Origin of the sequence: Motilibacter peucedani (assembly GCF_003634695.1) — a bacterium.
Classification (GTDB): Bacteria; Actinomycetota; Actinomycetes; order Motilibacterales; family Motilibacteraceae; genus Motilibacter; species Motilibacter peucedani.
Genome location: NZ_RBWV01000015.1, coordinates 196,113 through 217,657 on the forward strand (window position 1 = coordinate 196,113; position 21,545 = coordinate 217,657).

Sequence of the window (21,545 nt, forward strand, 5' to 3'; positions counted from 1 at the left end):
CATGGCGACGCCCACCCCTGCCCAGGGCTCCCGGCCCCGGGTGTTCTCGGGCATGCAGCCCACCGCTGACTCGCTCCACCTGGGCAACTACCTCGGCGCGCTCACCCAGTGGGTGGCCCTGCAGGACACCGCCGACGCGTTCTACTGCGTCGTCGACCTGCACTCGATCACGGCCGACTTCGAGCCGGAGGTGCTGCGCCGGCGCACCCGCGTGACCGCTGCGCAGTACCTCGCCGGCGGCGTCGACCCCGAGCGCAGCACGCTGCTGGTGCAGAGCCACGTCGCCGCCCACGCCGAGCTGTCGTGGGTCCTGTCGTGCCTCACCGGCTTCGGCGAGGCCAGCCGCATGACCCAGTTCAAGGACAAGTCGGCGCGCATCGGCGACGACCGGGTCGGCGTCGGGCTGTTCACCTACCCGATGCTGATGGCCGCCGACATCCTGCTCTACCAGACCGACCAGGTGCCGGTCGGCGAGGACCAGCGCCAGCACCTCGAGCTGACCCGCAACCTCGCCCAGCGCTTCAACACCCGCTTCGGGCAGACCTTCGTCGTGCCCGAGCCCTACATCATGCGCTCGACGGCGAAGATCTACGACCTGCAGCAGCCCGACAAGCAGATGAGCAAGAGCATCGGCGGCAACGGCTGCCTCTACCTGCTCGACGACCCGAAGGCCAACGCCAAGAAGATCCGCAGCGCGGTGACCGACACCGGCCGCGAGGTGCGCTTCGACCGCGCCGAGAAGCCCGGCGTCAGCAACCTGATGACGATCCTGTCGGCCCTCACCGGCCGCTCGGTCGAGCAGGTCGAGGACGACTACGCCGGCAAGGGCTACGGCGACCTCAAGAAGGACCTCGCCGACGTCTTCGTCGAGTTCGCGACGCCCTACCGCGACCGCGTGCAGGGCGTGGTCGACGACGTCGAGGGCCTCGACACGGTTCTCGCGCGCGGGGCGGAGCGGGCGCGCGCGGTCGCCAACGAGACCCTCGCGGCGGCCTACGACCGGGTCGGCTTCCTCCCGGCGAAGCGCTGAGGGCGGTCGCGCTGCGCACCATCGGCGTCGCCATCGCGATCCCCGAGCCGTGGGGCGGGGAGCTGCAGGCGCGCCGCCGGGCCTACGGCGACCCGCTCGCCGACGCGATCCCGACGCACGTCACGCTGCTGCCGCCGACGACGGTGAGCGACGAGGCGCTGGTCGAGATCGAGGAGCACCTGCTCGGCGTCGCCGAGCACCAGACGCCCTTCGACCTGCACCTGCGCGGGACCGGCACCTTCCGGCCGGTCTCGCCGGTGGTCTTCGTGCAGCTCGCGCGCGGCATCGGCGACCTCGAGCGGCTCGAGGCGTGCGTACGCAGCGGCCCCCTGCACCGCGAGCTGACCTTCCCGTTCCACCCCCACGTCACCGTCGCGCACGACCTGCCCGCCGACGCGCTCGACCGCGCCTACGACGAGCTGGCCGGCTACGAAGCACGCTTCCCGGTGTGGGGCTTCAGCCTGTTCGAGCACGGGCCGGACGCCGTCTGGCGCCCGCAGCGCGACTACGTCCTCGGCCGCCGGCTCCCGGGTCCCGACCTGCCCGAGGGTGCGGGAGACGCCTCGGAGGGGTAGTCGATGGCCATGCCCGCCATCGTGAGCAAGGCCAAGGCGACCGTCACCGACGTGCGCAGCCGCGTACCCGTCCTCGACCACGCCCTCCGGATGAACGCCCACTACGGCAAGGTGCGCGGCGGGGCGCTCGCCGGCGCGGTGACCTACTTCGGCTTCCTGTCGTTCTTCCCGCTCGTCGCCGTGGCGTTCTCCGTCGTCGGGTTCGTGGCGGTCGCCTACCCCGACGCCAAGGACCAGCTGGTCGACTCGCTCAACTCGACGTTCCCGGGCCTGCTCTGCACCGGGAAGGCGTGCAACGCCAGCCAGATCAACATCGACGACATCATCAGCGCCAAGGCGGGCACCGGGATCATCGGCCTGGTCGGCCTGGTGTTCGCCGGCCTCGGCTGGCTCGACGCGCTGCGAGAGGCCCTGCGCCAGGTGTGGGGCCTGAGCCCGGGTGGCGGCAACGTCGTCGTCAAGAAGGTCACCGACATCGTGGTGCTCGCCGTCATGGGCGGGCTGGTGCTGGTGTCGACCGTGCTCTCGAGCTTCGCGACGTCCTACACGACCGAGGTGCTGGGCTGGTTCGGCCAGGAGGACAACACCCCGGCGAAGCTCGGGCTCAGGGTGCTGGCCTTCGTCGTGGCGCTGACCGGCGACGTGCTCGTGCTGATGTTCGTGTTCACCCGGCTGCCCGGCCACCGGCTGCCGCGGGTGAACACCGTGCACGGCGCCGTCCTCGGCGGGTTCGCCGTCGAGGTGCTCAAGCTGTTCGGCACCTACCTGATCGGCAAGACGACCGGCAACGCGCTCTACGGCACCTTCGCGATCATCATCGGCATGCTGGTGTGGATCAACTTCATCTGCCGCGCGGTGCTCTACGCCGCGTCGTGGGCGGTCACCGGCCCCCAGTCGACGATCGAGGCCGAGACGGTCGCCAACGCCGACGTGCTCGACAACGAGGAGGCGAAGGCGGTGTCGGGCAAGGCGCTGCCGGCCGCCCACACCGCCCAGTTGCGCGTGCAGGCCGAGCGGCGGGCAGCGGCCGAGAGGGCCGTACGCCGTCAGCGGGACGCGCGGGTCGCTGCCGCCCGGGGGCGCGGCTACGCCCTGCTGGGCGTGCTGTCCCTCGTGGCGCTGCGCGGAGGCAGGGGCCGCGCGGCCGGGAGCCGGACGACCTCGCGCTGACGGCGCCGGCGCGCGCGACGCAGCCGCGCGCGTACGAGCACCCGCACGCGCAGCAGCACGACGAGACCGGCGAGCGCCGCGAGCCCCTCGGCCGCCGTCCGTCGCCACGACCCGAGCAGCGCGGCCTCGGGCTGGGCCTGGGCGGCCGAGGCAGCGGTGCGCGGCGCGACGGCCGCTCCGGCGACGGTGCCTCCCGGCGCGGTAAGGGCGTCGGCGACGGCCGGCTGGTCGGCGCCGGGCGTGCCGAGCGGCGCGACGAGCTGGCCGACCGGAGCTGCGGAGCGCCCGCCCGCGAAGTACCAGTCCGAGAGCGCGGCGGCCTCCTTCCAGGCGCCGGCGCCGGTGTCCATGAGCGTCACGATGACGGTGTGCCCGCCCCGCCGGGCGGCCGTGACGAGGGTGTTGCGCGCGAGCGTGGTGTAGCCGTTCTTCAGCCCGATCGCTCCGGGGTAGCGCACGACGAACTTCTGCTCCGACCACAGCTGGAAGCCCGGCCGCGGGCCGCGGGCCGGCACCTTGCCCGGGAAGCGGGCGTGCATCGTGGTGGCGTAGGACACCAGCGTCGGGTTGGCCACCGCGACCCGGGCGATCAGCGCCAGGTCGTAGGCCGAGCTGAGCTGGCCGTCCTCGTCGAGCCCCTCGGGCGTGACGGCGTGGGTGTCGAGCGCCTGCAGCCGCCGGGCCTCGGCGTTCATGGCGGCGACGGTGGCGGGCACGCCGCCGCCGAGCATCGCCAGGCCGTGGGTCGCGTCGTTGCCGCTGCGCAGGAACATCGCGAGGAACAGCTGCTCGGCGGTGTAGGTGCCGCCCTTGACCATGCCGGCCTTGCTGCCCTCGATGCGCTCGTCGACCTCGCTGGCGGTGTAGACCGCCTTGGCCGGGATGCGGGGCTGCAGCGTGATGGCGGCGAGCGTCTTGAGCGTGCTCGCGGGTCGCAGGTGGCGGTGGGCCGCCTTGGCGGCGAGGACGGCGCCGGTGTCGGCGTCGGCCACGACGTAGGAGGTGGCGGCCACGGCCGGCGGTGCGGCGGCACCCGCGCCGGAGACGGGCACCTGCGAGGCGAGCAGCTCACCCCCGACCGGCGGCGCCGCACAGGCCACGCCCGGCAGCGCGAGCGCGAGGCAGCCCGCGCCCAGCGCAGCGCCCAGCAGGCGGCGGAGCGTCGGTGCTGGCACGCCGCCAGGCTAGCCGCGGCGCCGCCACCGGCGCGGGAGACGCGCCCGTGCAACCTGGAGGAGGCTGGGAGGCATGGAGGAGTCGTGACCCCACGTCCCGACCCGGACTTCGCCCGCTGGGCGGCGACGGCGCGGCCCCGGCTGCGGCGTACGGCGTTCCTGCTCAGCGGCGACTGGCACCTCGCGGAGGACCTCGCCCAGGACGCGCTGCTGCGCGTCTACGCGGTGTGGCACCGCGCGTCGGCGTCGGGGGCGCCGGACGCCTACGCCCGGGCGACGCTCGTCAACGCCTTCCGGGCCGGTGCCCGCCGCCCCTGGCGCCGTGAGCGGGTGGTGGCCCTGGTGCCCGAGCGGCACGACGCCGCCGCGGCCGACGCCACGGCCGGCCTCGAGGAGCGCGACGCACTGCTCGTCGCGCTCGCCCGGCTCGGGCCGTCGCAGCGCGCCGTCGTGGTCCTGCGCTACTGGGAGGACATGTCGGTCGCCTCCGTGGCCGACGCGCTCGGCCTGTCGGAGGGCACCGTGAAGAGCCAGGCCGCCCGGGGTCTCGACTCCCTGCGCCGGACGCTGCGCACCCCGTCGTACGAGGAGACGCGATGACCACGACAGAGCCCGACGCCCTCGACCCGGAGCTGCAGGCCGCCTTCGAGCGGGTGCTCGCGGCCGAGCCGCCCTTCGACCGCCCCTGGCCCGACGCCCTCGACGCCGCTGTGCGCGGTGGTCGCCTGCGCCGGCTGCGCGTGCGGGCCGCGGCCACGTGCTGCACGGCGGCCGCCGTCGCCGGCGCGGTCGCGCTGGCGGTCACCGTCGCACCGGACCGGGCCGCAGACGTACCGGTCGGGGTGCCGGCCGCCCCGGCACCCGTGACCGAGGCGCCCGTGGCCGAGGGGCCGGCGCCCGACCCGTCGGCCCCGTCCGGCAGCACGGACGCCGCCCGGCTCACCCACGTGCTCGAGCAGCTCGAGGGGTCGGTGCAGGCCTCGGCGGCAGGACGGATCGCGTTCGACCCGTCGATCGACGAGGCGGTGGTGGTCCTGACGACCCGCCGCGGTCGGGTCGAGGTCGCCTCGTCCTACGACGCGGAGAACTCGCTCGCCGTGCTGGCCGGCTCCTGCACCGCTGCCGACGGCAGGACGTGCACCGTCGAGCTCTCCGGCCGCGGTCGTGGGGCCTGGAGCCGCGCCTACCCCGGTCAGGGCTCGCGCGCCGACCTGCAGTTCGCCGCCACGGCCGCCGACGGACGGCTGCTGCTCGTGCACGTCACCAACCTGGTCGAGGTCGGGGGCGCGAAGGTCCTCGGCCCGACGTGGTCGGAGCTCGGCCTCTCGCCCGCGGTCGTCGAGCTCGCGGTGGAGGCGTCCGGGGCGCTGGGCTGAGCGACGTACGATCGCCCGCGTGGTCCTCTCCCGTCGCGCCTCGTGGGCGCTGCTCGTCGCCGGCCTCTGGAACTGGCTGATCTGGCCCCGGTTCCTCAAGGCGATCTGGGCCGACGACCGGTCGTGGAACAACGGCGCCACGAAGTTCTTCGTCGTCCACGCCGTGCTGATCTCGGTGTCGCTGACGATCGGCACGGCCGTCGGCTGGGTCGGGCTGCGCGGGATCCGCGCCCCGCGCTAGAGGCCCTGCCACTCCGGCTTGCCGGCGTAGGTGTGCCTGTAGTAGTCGGCGAGCACCAGCCGGCCGGCCGCCGCCTCGTCGACGAGCACGGTCGCGTGCGGGTGCAGCTGCAGCACCGACGCGGGGCAGAACGCGCTGACCGGCCCCTCGGCCATGGCGTGCACGGCCTCGGCCTTCGCCGCGCCGGTCGCGACCAGCACCAGGTGCCGCGCCTCGCGGATGGTGCCGAGTCCCTGCGTCAGCACGTGGTGGGGCACCTCGTCGGGGCTCGCGAAGAAGCGCGCGTTGTCGGCGCGGGTCTGCGGGGTCAGGGTCTTGATGCGGGTGCGTGACGCGAGCGACGAGCCCGGCTCGTTGAAGCCGATGTGGCCGTCGGTGCCGATCCCGAGCAGCTGGAGGTCGACGCCGCCCTCGGCGGCGATGCGCGCCTCGTAGTCGGCGCACGCGGCGGGTACGTCCGTGGCGAGCCCGTCGGGCCCCTGCACCGCGTCGGCGGCGAAGTCGACGGAGTCCTCGAGCTCTCGGCGCACGACCTCGCGGTAGCGCTCGGGGTGCCCGGCGGCCAGGCCGACGTACTCGTCGAGCAGGAAGCCGCGGGCGCGGGCGAAGCTGACCTCGCCGCGGCGGTGGCGCTCGGCGAGGGCCGCGTAGGTGGAGAGCGGGCTCGAGCCGGTGGCCAGGCCGAGCACGGCGTCGGGCTTGCGGGCCAGCAGGGCAACGACGGCTCCGGCCGCCAGGTCGCCGATGCGCTCGGCAGGGACGATCACGATCTCCATGCGGGGGTGCGGTCTCCTTCTAGGTGGTGGGCACGCCGGCCCGGTAGGTCCGGACCAGCGCGAGCGAGTCGTCGAGCACCACGAGGTCGGCCGGGTCGCCGGGGCGCAGACGCCCGAGGTCGTCGCGGCGCAGCAGGGCCGCCGGCCGCAGGGTCGCGGCTGCCAGCGCGTCCTCGAGCCGCGCTCCGGCGTCGACGACGTTGCGCAGCGCCTCGTGCATCGTGAGGACGCTGCCCGCCAGGCCGCCGGCGCTGTTGCGCGCCCTGCCGCCGCGGTAGTGCACGGTGACGCTGCCGAGCGCGTAGTCGCCGTCGGGCGCGCCGGTCGCCGACAGTGCGTCGGTCACCAGCACGATCCGGTCGGCGGCGGCGCGGACGACCAGGCGCGAGACGTCGTCGCTGAGGTGCACGCCGTCGCAGATCAGCTGCACCGCGACGTCGCCGCGGGTCAGGGCGACGCCCGCGAGCCCCGCGGCTCGCGAGGTCGGGGCACTCATCGCGTTGAACACGTGCGTCACCGTGCGGGCACCGGCGTCGAAGGCGGCGTGCGCGGTCTCGGCGTCGGTCTGGGTGTGGCCGAGCGCGACGAGGACGCCGCGCTCGACCAGGGCGCGCACGAGCTCGAGCCCGCCCGGCAGCTCGGGTGCGACGGTGATGCCGACGACGGGCCCGGCCGCGCGCAGCCGGTCGAGCAGGGCCACGTCGGGCTCGCGCAGGTCGGCCGGCGGGTGGGTGCCCGCGCGCTCGGGCGAGAGGAACGGGCCCTCGAGGTGGGCGCCCAGCAGCCGCGCGCCGCCGGGGTCGTCCGCGACGGCGGCCGCGGTCCGCAGCGCGGCGGTCGTGACGGGCTCCGGCGAGGTGATCAGGTTGGCGACGTACGCGGTGACGCCGTCGCGCGCGAGCGCGCGCCCGACCTCGGCCCACTGCTCGGGACCGGCGGTGAGCAGGTCGGTGCCGGCGTAGCCGTTGAGCTGCAGGTCGACGAGACCCGGCGCCGCGATCCCGCTGCCCGCCGGCGACAGCCCCACGGCGGCGACCCGGCCGTCCTCGACCTCGACGTCGCCCGGCAGCAGGCTGCCGTCGACGAACGCCGAGCCCGCGCCGAGCCGCGTCACGGGACCACCGGCTCGCCGATCGGGCTGCGCGGCCCGGGTGCGGTGAGGACCTCGCGGCCGGCGAGCGCCGCGCCGACCGCCGCCACCGCGGAGCCGGGTGCGACCATCGCCACGCGCTGCGGCAGCTCGAGCGAGGCGAGGAACGGCGAGTCCGCCGACTGGCGGGCGAGGGCGTCGCGCACGGACTCGAGCAGCGCGCTGCCCACGTCGGTGACGCCACCGCCGAGCACCACCGTCTCGACGTCGCAGGTCAGCACGAGCAGCCGCACGGCGGCGGCCAGCGAGTCGGTGAACCGGTCGCGGGCGGCGACGGCGGCAGGGTCGCCGGCGGTGGCGGCGGCGAACAGCGACTCGGCGGGGGAGAGCCCGTCGCGCGCCGCCCACGCCGACGACAGCGCCGAGCCGGAGGCCAGCGTCTCGAGGCAGCCGCGCTGGCCGCACGCGCAGACGGGGCCGTCGGGGTCGACGGGGATGTGGCCGATCTCGCCGGCCGCGCCACGGGCACCTCGGCGCAGGCGCCCGCCGATGACCAGGCCGGCAGCCAGTCCGGTGCCGATGCTGAGGTAGGCCAGGTCGCGGCCGTCGAGGTCGAGCACGCGGGCGGCGCCCAGGGCGGCGGCGTTGACGTCGTTCTCGACGACCACGGGCAGGCCGAGGTGGCGCCCGAGCATGGCGCCGAGGTCGACGGTGCCCACCAGTCCGAGGTTGACCGCGTGGGAGACCGCGCCCGAGCGCGGCTCGACCAGCCCCGGCACGCCCACGCCGACGGCCCTGAACTCCGAGAGCTCCACTCCTGGCCGGGCTCCGAGCGCGCGCACCGCCTCGATGGCCGTGGCGACCACGCCGGCGGGTCCGCCGCTGCTGGCGAGCCGGGTCTGCGCGACGACGGTGCCCGCCTCGTCGAGCGCCACGGCGAGGACCTTCGACCCCCCGATGTCGATCCCTGCCAGCAGGGTCATCCGGCCACTCCTTCGGCGAGGACCGCCGCGACGGCCGCGGCGTTGCTCAGCGAGGCACCGTAGCTGTGGACCACCGCCGCCCCGGGCAGCGGCTCGGGACCGGGCCACCCCAGCTCGACCACCACGAGGTCCGGACGGGCCGCGGCCAGCGCGTGCAGCGCCCGCTCCACCCACGGGCGGCGGTGCGGCTCGCGCACGAGCGCGACCAGCGGCGCACCCTCGGCGCGCGGGAGCAGCGGCTCGACCGCGTCGGTCTCCGCGACGTCGACCTGCGCGCCCCCGCGGAGCGCGTCGGCGTCGGCCGGCAGGCCCCAGGGCACCTCGCCGACGGCGATGTTGGTGCCGGTCACGAAGCGGAGCACGACGGCGCCCTGCACCGGCGGGAAGGAGCCGGTGACGCGTACGCCGCGGCGGGCGGCCTTGGTGTCGACCTCGGGGTCGGGGTGGGGGACGGGCTCGCCGGCTCCCGCGCGGAGGCGCGCCGAGAGCGCCGACACCCGGCCCGCGGCCTCGCGCAGGCGCGCCTCGGGCAGCGTGCCGTCCTGCACCGCGGCGACCAGCGCGCCGATGACCGCCTCGTGCACGCCGAGCTCCTTGTCGGCGCCGAGGCAGAGCAGGTCGCAGCCCGCTGCCACGGCCAGCACCGCAGCCGCCGGCTCGCCGCGCCCCCCGCTCGCGCCCTTCATGTCGAGCGCGTCGCTGACGAGCAGGCCGTCGAAGCCGAGGTCCTCGCGCAGCAGGCGCACGACGGCCGGGCTCAGCGTCGCGGGGGCGTCCGGGTCGATGGCGGGCAGCAGGACGTGCGAGGTCATCACCGCCAGGGTGCCCGCCTCGACCGCGGCGGCGAAGGGCACCAGCTCGCGCGCCCGCAGCACCTCGAGCGGCGCGTCGACCGTCGGCATCGCGAGGTGCGAGTCGAGGGCCGTGTCGCCGTGCCCGGGCCAGTGCTTGACGCACGCGGCCACGCCCGCGGCCTGGAGGCCGGACACGTACGCAGCGCTGTGCCTCGCCACCAGCGCGGCGTCGGCACCGAAGCTGCGCACGCCGATCACGGGGTTGTGCGGGTTGCTGTTGACGTCGACGACCGGGGCGAGGTCGAGGTCGATGCCGGCGGCGCGCAGCTCCGCGCCGATCGCGGTGGCGACCGCCGACGTGAGGTCCACGTCGTCGGCCGAGCCGAGGGCGGCGTTGCCGGGGTGCGGGTTGCCGGTGCGCATGTGCAGCCGGGTGACGTCGCCGCCCTCCTCGTCGGTGGCGAGCAGGACGTCGGGGGCGACGGCACGGATCGCCGCGGTCAGCGCTGCCAGCTGCTCGGGCGACTCGACGTTGGAGCCGAACAGGCACAGCGAGCCCAGCCCGTCGGCGAGCAGGTCCGCCGTCCACGCGGGCAGCTCGAGCCCCTCGAAGGCGCCCATGACGACGCGGGCGGCGAGCCGGCGCAGCTCGAGGTCGTCGGCCACGTCAGCCCTTCACCGCACCGGACACCAGCCCGGTGGTCATCCGGCCCTGCACGAACAGGAAGAACACAATGACCGGGATGGTCATCAGCGTCGAGCCGGCCATGATCGCGCCCCAGTCGGTGCTGGAGTGGACCTGCTTGAAGGTCCGCAGCCAGACGGGCAGCGTCCGGTGCTCGGGGCGGTTCATGAGGACGAGCGCCGTGAGGAACTCGTTCCAGGCCTGGATGAAGGCGAACACGCCGGTCGCGATCAAGCCGGGCGCCATGAGCGGGAACGTCACGCTGAAGAACGCGCGGACCCGGCTGCACCCGTCGATGCGGGCGGCCTCCTCGAGCTCGACCGGGACGCCGGCGACGAAGCCGCGCAGCGTCCAGATCGTGAAGGGCAGCACCGTCGCGACGTAGACCATGCCCAGGCCGATGACGGTGTTGGTCAGCTGCCAGCCGTTCAGCAGCCGGTAGATCGTGATGATCATCGCCTCGGCCGGGAGCATCTGGATGACCAGCACCCCGAGCACCATCAGCCGGCGGCTGCGGAACCGGAAGCGCGTCAGGGCGACGGCGGCGAGCAGGGCGAGGAACAGTGCGACGACGACCGTCAGGACGGTCACCAGCAGGCTGGTGCGCAGGGCCGGCACGAAGTCGGTGCTCGGGTCGAGGACGTGGCGGAAGTTGCGCAGCGTCGGCGAGGTGGGCGCGAAGGTCGGCGTGACGCTGCGGATCTTGTTGTTGGGCAGCAGCGAGGTGCTGACCATCCAGTAGACCGGGAACACCGAGACCACGAAGACCACCAGGGCTGCGAGGTTGATGGCGGCGCGGGCGCTCGTACGCCTGGCGCTGCGGCGGCGCGCGCGGACGGCGGTGCCGGCGCCGCTCGCCGCCACGACGGGTGTCCCGGCGACCGAGGGGCTCGTGACGCTCACAGTTCCTCCTGGCGGACGATCTGGCGGACGTAGAGGACCGAGATGAGCAGCATGACCACCACGAGGATGACCGCGATCGCGCTGCCGACGTCGAAGCGGCCCTGGGCGACGCCGACCTGGTAGATGTAGACGCCGATCGTGCTGGTCTGCGAGGTCACGCCGCCGCTGCCCTGCAGGGCGAAGATCTGCGTGAACACCCGCAGGTCCCAGATCACCTGCAGGACCGTGACGATGAGCAGCACCGGCCGCACGAACGGCAGCACGATGTGGCGGAAGCGCTGGGCCGGCCCGGCGCCGTCGAGCTGCGCTGCCTCGAGGCACTCGTCGGGCACCTGAGTGAGCCCCGCGTAGAGGGTGAACGCGACGAAGGGCACCGACTGCCAGGTGATGACGATGGTGGCGACGGCGAAGAAGGAGAGCGGGTTCAGCAGCCAGGAGTGGCCGGTCTCGTCGATGCCGATGCTCGTGAGGACGTAGTTGACCACGCCGTACTGCGAGTCGAACATCCAGCTCCAGATGACGATGGCCGTCAGCGCGGGCATCGCCCAAGCGAGCAGCAGGCCCACCGTCACCAGCAGACGCATGGCCCGGCCGAGCTGCACGAGCAGGAGGGCGACCAGCATGCCGATGCCGACGGCGAGCACGACGTTGACCGCGCAGAAGGCGAAGCTGCGTCCGAGGACCACCCAGAACTGGTGGTCGGTGAGCACGGCCTTGTAGTTGTCGAGCCCGACGAACTCCGGCGGCTTGCCGAAGACCTGCGCCCGACCGTACTTCTGCGTCGAGGTGATGAGCAGCTTGACCAGCGGGTAGCCGGTCAGCACCAGGAGGACTGCGAGTGCCGGGCCGAGCAGCAGCCACGGCGCGAGCGCCTGTCCTGCAGTCGTGCGCCGTCGCCTAGGTGCAAGAGGGGCGACTGCGGCCATGAGCGCTCTCCTCGGGGTCGTGGGGCGGTTCGAGTGGCACGTGGTGGCGCTGGGTGGTCCAGCGACAGGCGGTGCGATGAGCGACGGGTACGCCGCGGCGGAGCGCCGCCGCGGCGTACCCGGTCCTCGTCCTAGCGGTTCAGCGCATCCGTGATCTTCGCGTCCGCGGCCTTGGCCAGGGAGGCGACGTCACCGCCGCCGGCGATCTTCACGAAGAGGTCCTCCATGATCTTGTCGGCCTCGACGTTGGCCCAGCCCGGCGCGGCCGGGGTGAGCTTGGTGTTGGTCACGGCCTTCGCGGTGGCCTGGGCGACCTCGTCAGTGCCCATGTCCTTGACGAGCGAGGTCTTCGCGGGCACCAGGCCGGCCTTGGCCATCTGCGACTGGTAGCCGTCGCTCAGGATGTCCTTGAGCAGTGCGTAGGCGAGGTCCTTGTGCTGCGACTTGGCCGAGATGCCGAGGTTGGAGCCGCCGAGGAAGACAGGGGCGGTCTTGTCCGCGGTCAGGCCGGGGAGGGCGAAGACGCCGAGGTTCGCCTTGGCGTCAGGGCAGCCGCCCTTGTCCTTGGGCGCGAGGATCGAGCCGGCCACCCAGCCCGGGGCCGAGAGCATGCCGACCTGGTTGGCGCAGTAGGGCACCTGCGGGTCGGTCTCCTGGCCGTCCTTGGCGGCGGCGGAGTCCTCGGTCATGGCCTTCTGCACCATCTTCAGGCCCTTGACCGACTCGGGGGACTCGAGGGTGCCGGTCCACGTGCCGTCCTTCTCGGTGGCCACGTCACCGCCGGTGGCCCAGATGAAGGGCAGCGCGTTGCGCCAGTCCTGGCCGGGCCACCACAGGCCCGAGAAGCCCTTGGTCTTGCTGGCGGCCTTGAGCTTGGCCCCGTCGGCGATGTACTCGTCGAGGGTTGTCGGCGTCCCCGAGATGCCGGCGGCCTTGAACAGGTCCTTGCGGTAGAACACGAGCCGCGAGCCGGCGTAGTAGGGCGCCGCGTAGAACTTGCCGTCGTAGGTGCCGGCGTCGACGAAGCCCTTGAGCAGGTCGTCACCGCCGAGCTCTGCCTTCTTGTCGGTGATGTCCTCGAACGCGCCGGCCGAGGTGAAGGCGACCGCCTGCGTGTTGCCGACCTCGACCACGTCGGGGGAGTCGGAGCCCGACAGCGCCGTGGTCAGCTTGTCGACCAGGCCGTCCCACACCTGCTGCTCGATGACGAGCTCGGCGTTGGGGTTCTCCTTCTCGAAGGTGGTCTTGAGGTAGTCGCGGATCGGCTGCGGGGTGTCCGTGCCGTTGAGCCACAGGCGGACCTTCACCTTGTCACCGCCGCCCGTCTGGGCGCCCGCGCTGCTCGAGGGAGCGGCTGCTGCGCCGTCGCTGGCAGGCTCCGACGGCGACGAGGAGCCGCCGCACCCGGCCAGGGCGAGTGCAGCGACGGTGGACACTGCGAGGAGTCGGGTGATCTTCACGGGGTTCCCTCCCGGGGACGAGGCGCGTGACGTGGACGTGGGCAGGGTGGGGCGTGGTGAGGACGAACCCTGCTGGAGCAGGGGTGGTGCCAGATGGTGTCTAGAAGACTGGTGTGGCCTGCTCAGGAGACGCCGAGCTGGCCGGAGAGCACGAGCACGGCCGCACCGGCGAGGACGACGTCGTCGCCGAGCTTGGCCATGCGCAGGTCGACATCACTGCCGACGACGGGCATGGTCCGCTTGCGCACGGACGCGAGCGCCGCGTCGTGCAGCGTGCCGCTGAGCAGCCCCTCCGGCCCGCTCAGCACGATCTCGCGCAGGTCGAGGGCGCTGACCACGGGAGCCAGTGCCGCCCCGAGCCGGCGCCCGGCGCTCGCGAGCGAGGCGTCGCGGGCGCGGACCGAGGCGCCCTCGACCGCGGACCGGAGCGCCGGCACCGAGACCACGGTCTCGAGGCAGCCGCGCCGGCCGCACGCGCACACCACGCCGCGCTCCTCCACCGTCACGTGGCCGATCTCGCCGGCAGCGTGGTGGTGGCCCCCGAGCAGTGCGCCGTCGAGCACGAGCCCGGCGCCGACGCCGCGGCCGATGCGTACGAGCATCAGACCGCCGCGACCCGCGCCGCCGAACGTGTGCTCGCCCAGCGCGGCGGTGTTGGCGTCGTTGGCGACGTGGACGGGCAGCGAGAGCGCCTCGGAGAGCCGTTCGCGCAGGGGGAGGTCCGTCCACTGCAGGTTCGGCGCCAGCAGCACGACACCGTCGGGGGAGACGATGCCCGGGCTGCCGACCCCGACGCCCAGCACCGGCCGGGTGGCCGAGCCGAGCAGGGTGCGGCACAGCGCGAGCGCGGTGCCGACCGCGTCCTCGCCGACCCGGCCCTCGACCGGCAGGGCGGCACGGGCGAGCACGGTGCCCGACAGGTCGAGCACCGCACCCTTCATGCAGTCCTCGTCGGAGAGGTCGAGGCACACGATGTGAGCCGCGTCGGCACGCAGTCCCACGAGGGTGGCGGGCTTGCCCACCCGAGCCTCCTCGCGCAGCCCGAGCTCTTCGACGAGGTCCTCTGCCATCAGCTCGGCGACGAGGTCGGAGACCGTGACGCGGGTGAGGGCGGTCTCGCGGGCGAGGTCCGCCCGCGACGAGGGGCCGTTGTCGAACAGCGTCTGGAGGACCAGCGCGCGGTTGTGGCGTCGGGCGTCCTCGGGCAGCACCTTGGCTCGCGGGTGCAGGCCACGACCGGCGCGGGGGCCGACTTGGCGGGTGGGCGACGACACGTTTGTTAGTAGACCTGCCTTACTAACCGCCGTCAATACCCGTCCTGCCAACCGTTACCTGCCCGTAACGCTCACGTCCGCCATCGCCCGTTGTGTCCGAACTGGCGCGCGCCGACCCGCAGGTCGGCGCGCCGCGAGTTCGGACACGACGGGCCACGGGTAGGTCACCACGCATGACTGAGAACACGACAGAGACCCCCACGACCGAGAGCAAGCCTCTCGCGCTGGTGACCGGCGCGTCGAGCGGGATCGGGCTCGAGCTGGCCAAGCAGTTCGCCGAGAACGGCTTCGACCTGGTGCTCTGCGCCGAGGACAGCGGGCTGGGAGCTGCCGCCGCGCAGCTGGTGGGCGCCAGCGTACGCACGGTGCAGGCCGACCTCTCGACCTACGAGGGCGTCGAGCAGCTCTGGACCGCCGTGCAGGAAGGCGGCCGGCCGCTGGCGGCCGCCGCGCTGAACGCCGGCATCGGGAAGGGCGGGGCGTTCCTCGACAACGTCCTGGCCGACGAGCTCGAGGTCATCGACCTCAACGTCAGCGGCACCGTCCACCTCGCGCACAAGGTCCTGACGGACATGGTGGCCCGCAACGAGGGCCGGGTGCTGTTCACCTCTTCGATCGCCTCGACGATGCCCGGCTCGTTCCAGGCGGTCTACAACGCGTCGAAGTCGTTCGTGCAGAGCTTCGTCGAGGCGCTGCAGAACGAGCTCGAGGACACCGAGGTCACGCTGACCTCGCTGATGCCCGGGCCCACCGACACCGAGTTCTTCCACCGGGCCGACATGGACGACACCAAGGTCGGCGAGGGCAAGAAGGACGACCCGGCCCAGGTCGCCGCACAGGGCTTCAAGGCGCTGATGAAGGGCGAGGACAAGCTCGTCGCCGGCTCGCTCAAGACCAAGGTGCAGGGCGCGGCCAACAACGTGCTGCCAGACAAGCTCAAGGCCGCGGCGCACCGCGTGATGGCCGAGCCCAAGGACGACTAGCACCCCCAACGTCGTGGAGCCCCATCGCCGCTAGCGGGCGATGGGGCTCCACGACGTTGTGAGGAATGGGCTAGACGGCGCGCGTGAGCAGCGCCCGCTTCACTTCCTGGATCGCCTTGGTGACCTCGATGCCACGGGGGCAGGCCTCGGTGCAGTTGAAGGTCGTGCGGCAGCGCCACACGCCCTCCTTCTCGTTGAGGATCTCGAGGCGCTGCGTGGCGCCGTCGTCGCGGCTGTCGAAGATGAACCGGTGGGCGTTGACGATCGCCGCCGGGCCGAAGTACTGCCCGTCGGTCCAGAACACCGGGCACGAGGTCGTGCACGCGGCGCACAGGATGCACTTGGTGGTGTCGTCGAACTTCTCGCGGTCCTCGGCCGACTGCAGGCGCTCGCGGGTCGGCTCGTTGCCCTTGGTGATGAGGAAGGGCATGACGTCGCGGTAGGCCGCGAAGAACGGGTCCATGTCGACCACGAGGTCCTTGAGCAGCGGCAGGCCCTTGATCGCCTCGACCGTGATCGGCTTGGCGGGGTTCAGGTCCTTGACCAGCGTCTTGCACGCCAGCCGGTTGCGGCCGTTGATGCGCATGGCGTCCGAGCCGCACACGCCGTGGGCGCAGGAGCGGCGGAACGTGAGCGACCCGTCGATCTCCCACTTGACCTTGTGCAGGGCGTCGAGCACGCGGTCGGTCGGGAGCGCCGAGACGACGTAGGTCTCCCAGTGCGGCTCCGCGTCGAGCTCGGGCTCGTAGCGACGGATCTTGAGCGTGATGTCCACTAGTACTTGCGCTCCATCGGCTTGTAGCGCGTCTGCACGACCGGCTTGTAGTGCAGCTCGATCTCGACGCCGCCGTCAGCGTCCACCTGGCGGTAGGCCATGGTGTGGCGCATGAAGTTGACGTCGTCGCGCGTGGGGTAGTCCTCGCGGAAGTGCCCGCCGCGCGACTCGTTGCGGGCGTGGGCGGAGGTGACGAGCACCTCGGCCAGGTCGAGCAGGAAGCCCAGCTCGACGGCCTCGAGCAGGTCGGTGTTGAACCGCCGGCCCTGGTCCTGGATGCCGACGTTGCGGTAGCGCTCCTTCAGCCCGGCGATGTCGACCAGCGCCTGCTTCAGCGTGGTCTCCGTGCGGTAGACCTGCGCGTTGAGGTCCATCGTCGCCTGCAGCTCGGAGCGGATGGCCGCCACGCGCTCGGTGCCGGTGCTGGAGTAGAGGTTCGCCAGCATCTCGGTGACGAAGGCAGCCGGGTGCTCGGGCATCTCGGCGTGCTCGGCGGTCTCGGCGTAGCCGGCCGCGTGGATGCCCGCGCGGCGGCCGAACACGTTGATGTCGAGCAGCGAGTTGGTGCCGAGGCGGTTGGCGCCGTGGACCGAGACGCACGCGCACTCGCCGGCGGCGTACAGCCCCTCGATGTGGTGGATGTCGTCCTTGAGCACCCGGGCGTCGATGTCGGTCGGGATGCCGCCCATGGCGTAGTGCGCCGTGGGCACGATCGGGACCGGCTCGGTGTAGGGCTCGACGCCGAGGTACGTGCGGGCGAACTCGGTGATGTCGGGCAGCTTGGCGTCGATCTGCTCGCGCGGCAGGTGCGTCAGGTCGAGGTAGACGTAGTCCTTGTTCGGACCGCAGCCCCGGCCCTCGCGGATCTCGGTGTGGATCGCGCGGGCGACCATGTCACGCGGCGCGAGGTCCTTGATCGTGGGGGCGTAGCGCTCCATGAAGCGCTCGCCCTCGCTGTTGCGCAGGATGCCGCCCTCGCCGCGCGCGGCCTCCGAGAGCAGGATGCCCAGGCCCGCGAGACCCGTCGGGTGGAACTGGAAGAACTCCATGTCCTCGAGCGGCAGGCCCTTGCGCCACACGATGCCCATGCCGTCGCCGGTCAGGGTGTGCGCGTTCGAGGTGGTCTTGAAGACCTTGCCGAACCCGCCGCTGGCGAAGATGACGGCCTTGGCCTGGAAGACGTGCAGCTCGCCGGTGGCCAGCTCGTAGGCGACGACGCCCGCGACCCGGTCGCCGTCCATGTGCATGTCGAGGACGTAGAACTCGTTGAAGAACTCGACCTCGTGCTTGACGCACTGCTGGTAGAGCGTCTGGAGGATCATGTGGCCGGTGCGGTCGGCGGCGTAGCAGGAGCGGCGTACGGCTGCCTCGCCGTGGTTGCGCGTGTGGCCGCCGAAGCGTCGCTGGTCGATGCGCCCCTCGGGCGTGCGGTTGAACGGCAGGCCCATCTTCTCGAGGTCGAGGACCGCGTCGATGGCCTCCTTGCACATCACCTCGGCCGCGTCCTGGTCGACGAGGTAGTCGCCGCCCTTGACGGTGTCGAAGGTGTGCCACTCCCAGTTGTCCTCCTCGACGTTGGCGAGGGCGGCGCACATGCCGCCCTGGGCCGCGCCGGTGTGGGACCGGGTGGGGTAGAGCTTGGTGAGCACGGCGGTGCGCACGCGCTTGCCGGACTCGAGGGCGGCACGCATGCCCGCGCCCCCGGCCCCGACGATGACGACGTCGTAGCGATGGGTCTGCAGTGCTGTGGCGGCCACGTCGCCCTCCTTGGTGTGGAACTAGATGTTGGGGTCGAACGTGAAGATGACGAGCGTGCCGAGGAAGAGCGTGAACACCGCGGAGGCGTAGAGCAGCGCCTTGAGCCAGGCCCGCGTCACGTTGCGCTCGGCGTAGTCGTTGATGATCGTGCGCAGCCCGAGCGTGCCGTGCAGCTCGGCGAGCCACAGCATGAGCAGGTCCCAGACCTGCCAGAACGGGTTGGACCAGCGACCGGCCACGAAGGCGAAGTTGATCTTCTGGACGCCGCCGTCGAGCACCATCTGGATGAGCAGGTGGCCGAGGGTGAGCACCACGAGCAGCAGGCCCGAGAGGCGCATGAACAGCCACGCGTAGAGCTCGAAGTTGCCGCGGCGGGACGGCCGGCGCTTGTCGCGCACGCGCGGGGCGCGGCTGCGGGGGGCGTCGAGCGAGGCGATGAGGGCCGCGCCGATCGGCTCGGGGCCCTCCCCGGCGGCGGTGAGCTCCGGAGGGGTCAGGTCGGTGGCCATCACGCGCTCCCGAAGACGACGTGCCAGCTGTGCTCGGTCATCGGGTAGAGGAACCCGGCCATCAGCACGACCCAGAGCCCGACGACCGCCCACAGCATCTGGCGCTGGTAGCGCGGGCCCTTCGACCAGAAGTCCACGAGCACGAGCCGGATGCCGTTGAAGGCGTGGAACATGACCGCGCCCACGAGGCCGACCTCCATGAGGTTGACCACGGGGTTCTTGTAGGTCGCGATCACGTCGTTGTAGGAGTCCGGGTCGACGCGGACCAGCGCGGTGTCCAGGACGTGCGCGAACAGGAAGAAGAAGACGAGTACGCCGGTCACGCGGTGCGCGACCCACGACCACATGCCTTCGCGGCCGCGATACAGCGTGCCGGCCGGTGCCTTGGCCACAGCAGGCCTTCCAGACGGGGAGTGTCCGGGCGGTCACCCGGCAGGACAGATGCTAGTCATCCTCGGGGCCCTCCACCTCCCGGGGGCCGCGTGATCCCGGCAACACGCGCCACGTGCCGGAAACGTGCGCGGAGTAGGTTCTGGGGCGTGACGAGCCTGGCGCACGACAGCCTGCCCGGGGACGAGCTCCCGGGCGACGCCGTCGCCCAGGTGCCCGCCCGCTCGGCCCGGCACGCGGCCGAGCTGGTCGCCTTCCGCCGCGACCTGCACGCCCACCCCGAGCTCGGGTACGCCGAGGTGCGGACCACGCGCGTCGTCCGCGAGCGCCTGGAGCGTGCCGGGCTGCGCCCGGTGGTGCTGCCGGGCGGCACCGGCCTGTGGTGCGACGTCGGCCGCGGGGAGCGGGCGACCGCGCTGCGCGCGGACATCGACGCGCTGCCGGTGGCCGACCTCAAGGACGTCCCCTACCGCTCGACGCACGAGGGCACCGCCCACGCCTGCGGCCACGACGTCCACACCTCGGCGGTGCTCGGCGCCGGGCTGGTGCTCGCCGAGCTCGACGAGGCCGGGCTGCTGCGCGGCCGGGTGCGCCTGGTCTTCCAGCCCGCCGAGGAGCAGATGCCCGGCGGCGCCCTCGACGTCATCGCCGCGCAGGTCATCGAGCCGGTCGACGAGATCTTCGCGCTGCACTGCGACCCGCGCATCGAGGTCGGCCGCATCGGGGTGCGCGAAGGGCCCATCACCGCGGCCTGCGACCGCATCAAGGTGGTGCTCCACGGCCCCGGCGGCCACACCGCCCGCCCGCACCTGACCACCGACCTGGTCCAGGCGCTCGGCACGCTGGTGACCGAGCTGCCCGCGGCGCTGGCCAAGCGCGTCGACCCGCGCTCCGGGCTCAGCGTCGTCTGGGGCCGGGTGAGCGCCGGGTCCGCGCCCAACGCGATCCCGGAGCGGGGCGAGCTCGAGGGCACCCTGCGCTGCCTCGACACCGAGACCTGGAACAGCGCGCCGATGCTGGTGCGCCAGCTCGCCGACACCATCGTGGCGCCCTACGGCGCCTCGGCCGAGGTCACCTACGTGCGCGGCGTGCCGCCGGTCGACAACGAGGCCTCCTGCGCCGAGGTGCTGGCCGAGGCCGCCCGGCGCAGCATCGGCCCGCGCGCCGTGGTGCCCACGCCGCAGAGCCTGGGCGGCGAGGACTTCGCGTGGTACCTCGAGCACGTCCCGGGCGCCCTGGGCCGGCTCGGCACGGCGGCCCCGCGCGAGCGCCACAGCCGCGACCTGCACCAGGGCTCCTTCGACGTGGACGAGGCCGCGGTCGAGCTCGGCGCCCGCGTGCTCGCCACCGCGGCGCTGCTCGCGCTGGCCCGCACCGCCGGTGCTGACGATCTCGCGTCAGACGCATAACGTTCTCGTTACCTGCTGCTCGCCCGCCCGCCGGTTCCCGTAGCCTCTGCGGCGCAGGTCGCGTGCAACCCACGACGGCCGACTTCGAACTCAGCAGGGGAGCAACATCGTGCGTCTATCCGTGCGCGCAGCTGCGACCGTCGCCATCGCGACGCTCGCTCTCGCCGGGTGTGGTGGCAGCAGCAGTCCGAGCGGGAGCGGCGCCGGAGCGGCGCCCAGCTCGGGGTCCTCCTCGGCGCCCAGCACGGCTGGCTCCAGCGCGCCGAGCTCGGGCACCTCGGCCGGCGGCGACCTCAAGATCGGCGTCGCCTACGACGTGGGCGGGCGCGGCGACCAGTCGTTCAACGACGCGGCGGCTGCCGGTGTCGACAAGTTCAAGTCCGAGACCGGAGCGACGGTCCAGGAGGCCGCGGCGGTCAACGGCGAGTCCGACGCCGCCCGCGAGGAGCGCCTGACCCAGCTGGCCGAGGGCGGCTACGACCCGATCCTGGTCGTCGGCTTCGTCTACGCGACGGCCCTGTCGAAGGTCGCCCCGCAGTACCCCGACACGCACTTCGCGATCGTCGACAGCACCGACGCCAAGGGCGCCAACATCGCCAACCTGACCTTCGCCGAGGACCAGGGCTCGTTCCTGGTCGGCGTGGCCGCGGCGCTCAAGTCCAAGACCCACAACGTCGGCTTCGTCGGCGGCGTCGACACCCCGCTGATCAACAAGTTCGAGCGCGGCTTCAAGGCCGGCGTCGAGGCGGGCAAGTCGGGCACCAAGGTCCAGGTCAAGTACCTCACCCAGCCGCCGGACTTCAGCGGCTTCGGCGACCCGGCCAAGGGCAAGACCGCGGCCAAGGGCATGTACGACGCCGGTGCCGACGTCGTGTTCCAGGCGGCCGGCGGCTCGGGCGCCGGTGTCTTCCAGGCCGCTGCCGCCGCCAAGGCGATGGCCATCGGCGTCGACTCCGACCAGGCCAAGACGGCCGCCGCGTCGGTCAAGAGCGTGATCATCACCTCGATGCTCAAGAAGGTCGACGTCGCGTCCTACGACTTCATCAAGTCGGTCGCCGACGGCAGCCCGCTCACGGGCGAGAAGGTCTACGACCTCAAGGCCGGCGGCGTCGACTACGCCACCACCGGCGGCCAGGTCGACGACATCAAGTCGACGCTGGACGACTACAAGCAGAAGCTCATCTCGGGCGCGATCACCATCCCCTCCAAGTAGGGGACCCGCTCGACCCGGCTGGCTCAGCGAGTCCGGCCTTTCGGGCCCGT

General features: G+C 72.9%; 22 protein-coding genes. 9 read left to right on the forward strand and 13 right to left on the reverse strand.

Features of this window, described 5'->3' with window-relative positions; all coding sequences use genetic code 11:
- Window position 1: 1 nt before the first annotated feature.
- The 3 genes from trpS to CLV35_RS17495 are packed head-to-tail and all read left to right on the forward strand — an operon-like array spanning window position 2 to window position 2,775.
- Complete coding sequence (trpS, locus tag CLV35_RS17485; protein WP_121194780.1) at window positions 2–1,030, forward strand: tryptophan--tRNA ligase; 1,029 nt, start codon at window positions 2–4, stop codon at window positions 1,028–1,030.
- 11 nt (window positions 1,031–1,041) lie between these two features.
- The gene (locus tag CLV35_RS17490) at window positions 1,042–1,605 is read left to right on the forward strand and encodes a 2'-5' RNA ligase family protein (protein ID WP_121194838.1); all 564 of its coding nucleotides are present in this window, start codon (window positions 1,042–1,044) and stop codon (window positions 1,603–1,605) included.
- Between the two features lie 3 nt (window positions 1,606–1,608).
- The gene (locus tag CLV35_RS17495; protein WP_121194781.1) at window positions 1,609–2,775 is read left to right on the forward strand and encodes a YihY/virulence factor BrkB family protein; all 1,167 of its coding nucleotides are present in this window, start codon (window positions 1,609–1,611) and stop codon (window positions 2,773–2,775) included.
- Here CLV35_RS17495 and CLV35_RS17500 read toward each other — a convergent pair.
- Window positions 2,691–3,950: a D-alanyl-D-alanine carboxypeptidase family protein gene (locus CLV35_RS17500; RefSeq protein WP_121194782.1), complete on the reverse strand. Its 1,260-nt coding sequence runs from the start codon at window positions 3,948–3,950 to the stop codon at window positions 2,691–2,693. The genes CLV35_RS17495 and CLV35_RS17500 overlap by 85 nt on opposite strands.
- An 84-nt stretch (window positions 3,951–4,034) precedes the next feature.
- Here CLV35_RS17500 and CLV35_RS17505 point away from each other — a divergent pair, with 84 nt between their 5' ends.
- The 3 genes from CLV35_RS17505 to CLV35_RS17515 are packed head-to-tail and all read left to right on the forward strand — an operon-like array spanning window position 4,035 to window position 5,567.
- A complete protein-coding gene (locus CLV35_RS17505) occupies window positions 4,035–4,550 on the forward strand; it encodes a SigE family RNA polymerase sigma factor (RefSeq protein WP_121194783.1) in 516 nt (171 codons plus the stop codon).
- Window positions 4,547–5,326 carry a hypothetical protein gene (locus CLV35_RS17510; protein WP_121194784.1) on the forward strand — a complete coding sequence of 260 codons (780 nt, stop codon included), beginning with the start codon at window positions 4,547–4,549 and terminating at the stop codon, window positions 5,324–5,326. The genes CLV35_RS17505 and CLV35_RS17510 overlap by 4 nt, the downstream gene beginning before the upstream one ends.
- Before the next feature lie 19 nt (window positions 5,327–5,345).
- Window positions 5,346–5,567, forward strand: coding sequence for an SCO4848 family membrane protein (locus CLV35_RS17515; protein ID WP_121194785.1), 222 nt, complete (start codon window positions 5,346–5,348; stop codon window positions 5,565–5,567).
- On the opposite strand, the gene nagB is transcribed toward CLV35_RS17515, so the two are convergent.
- From nagB to CLV35_RS17555, 8 genes are all read right to left on the reverse strand, one after another.
- Entirely contained in the window at window positions 5,564–6,343 is a 780-nt protein-coding gene (gene nagB, locus CLV35_RS17520) for a glucosamine-6-phosphate deaminase (protein WP_121194786.1), read from the reverse strand. The genes CLV35_RS17515 and nagB overlap by 4 nt on opposite strands.
- A gap of 19 nt (window positions 6,344–6,362) precedes the next feature.
- Window positions 6,363–7,457 carry an N-acetylglucosamine-6-phosphate deacetylase gene (gene nagA / locus CLV35_RS17525; protein WP_121194787.1) on the reverse strand — a complete coding sequence of 365 codons (1,095 nt, stop codon included), beginning with the start codon at window positions 7,455–7,457 and terminating at the stop codon, window positions 6,363–6,365.
- The gene (locus CLV35_RS17530) at window positions 7,454–8,416 is read right to left on the reverse strand and encodes an ROK family protein (RefSeq protein ID WP_121194788.1); all 963 of its coding nucleotides are present in this window, start codon (window positions 8,414–8,416) and stop codon (window positions 7,454–7,456) included. The genes nagA and CLV35_RS17530 overlap by 4 nt, the downstream gene beginning before the upstream one ends.
- Window positions 8,413–9,876, reverse strand: a complete 1,464-nt coding sequence (locus CLV35_RS17535) for a glycoside hydrolase family 3 N-terminal domain-containing protein (RefSeq protein WP_231121990.1) — start codon at window positions 9,874–9,876, stop codon at window positions 8,413–8,415. Before CLV35_RS17535 ends, CLV35_RS17530 begins: the two co-directional genes overlap by 4 nt.
- Before the next feature lies 1 nt (window position 9,877).
- On the reverse strand, window positions 9,878–10,798 hold the full coding sequence (locus tag CLV35_RS17540; RefSeq protein WP_231121991.1) for a carbohydrate ABC transporter permease: 921 nt from the start codon (window positions 10,796–10,798) through the stop codon (window positions 9,878–9,880).
- Window positions 10,795–11,724 (reverse strand): carbohydrate ABC transporter permease, encoded by a 930-nt coding sequence (locus CLV35_RS17545; RefSeq protein ID WP_121194789.1) that lies wholly within the window; start codon window positions 11,722–11,724, stop codon window positions 10,795–10,797. Before CLV35_RS17545 ends, CLV35_RS17540 begins: the two co-directional genes overlap by 4 nt.
- Before the next feature lie 131 nt (window positions 11,725–11,855).
- Window positions 11,856–13,184 (reverse strand): extracellular solute-binding protein, encoded by a 1,329-nt coding sequence (locus CLV35_RS17550; protein WP_121194790.1) that lies wholly within the window; start codon window positions 13,182–13,184, stop codon window positions 11,856–11,858.
- Between the two features lie 122 nt (window positions 13,185–13,306).
- Window positions 13,307–14,458 (reverse strand): ROK family transcriptional regulator, encoded by a 1,152-nt coding sequence (locus CLV35_RS17555; RefSeq protein ID WP_121194791.1) that lies wholly within the window; start codon window positions 14,456–14,458, stop codon window positions 13,307–13,309.
- A 173-nt stretch (window positions 14,459–14,631) separates the two neighbouring features.
- Between CLV35_RS17555 and CLV35_RS17560 the strand changes: the two genes are divergently transcribed.
- A complete protein-coding gene (locus CLV35_RS17560) occupies window positions 14,632–15,441 on the forward strand; it encodes an SDR family NAD(P)-dependent oxidoreductase (protein WP_121194792.1) in 810 nt (269 codons plus the stop codon).
- A 70-nt stretch (window positions 15,442–15,511) separates the two neighbouring features.
- On the opposite strand, the gene CLV35_RS17565 is transcribed toward CLV35_RS17560, so the two are convergent.
- The 4 genes from CLV35_RS17565 to sdhC are packed head-to-tail and all read right to left on the reverse strand — an operon-like array spanning window position 15,512 to window position 18,875.
- A complete protein-coding gene (locus tag CLV35_RS17565) occupies window positions 15,512–16,216 on the reverse strand; it encodes a succinate dehydrogenase iron-sulfur subunit (protein WP_121194793.1) in 705 nt (234 codons plus the stop codon).
- A complete protein-coding gene (sdhA, locus tag CLV35_RS17570; protein ID WP_121194841.1) occupies window positions 16,216–17,958 on the reverse strand; it encodes a succinate dehydrogenase flavoprotein subunit in 1,743 nt (580 codons plus the stop codon). The genes CLV35_RS17565 and sdhA overlap by 1 nt, the downstream gene beginning before the upstream one ends.
- Window positions 17,959–17,994: 36 nt before the next feature.
- Entirely contained in the window at window positions 17,995–18,471 is a 477-nt protein-coding gene (locus CLV35_RS17575) for a succinate dehydrogenase hydrophobic membrane anchor subunit (RefSeq protein WP_407938223.1), read from the reverse strand.
- Between the two features lie 11 nt (window positions 18,472–18,482).
- Window positions 18,483–18,875, reverse strand: coding sequence for a succinate dehydrogenase, cytochrome b556 subunit (gene sdhC, locus CLV35_RS17580; RefSeq protein WP_121194795.1), 393 nt, complete (start codon window positions 18,873–18,875; stop codon window positions 18,483–18,485).
- Window positions 18,876–19,046: 171 nt separating this feature from the next.
- Here sdhC and CLV35_RS17585 point away from each other — a divergent pair, with 171 nt between their 5' ends.
- Window positions 19,047–20,282 carry an amidohydrolase gene (locus tag CLV35_RS17585; RefSeq protein ID WP_121194842.1) on the forward strand — a complete coding sequence of 412 codons (1,236 nt, stop codon included), beginning with the start codon at window positions 19,047–19,049 and terminating at the stop codon, window positions 20,280–20,282.
- A gap of 109 nt (window positions 20,283–20,391) precedes the next feature.
- Complete coding sequence (locus tag CLV35_RS17590; protein ID WP_121194796.1) at window positions 20,392–21,495, forward strand: BMP family lipoprotein; 1,104 nt, start codon at window positions 20,392–20,394, stop codon at window positions 21,493–21,495.
- The last annotated feature ends 50 nt before the right edge of the window (window positions 21,496–21,545 follow it).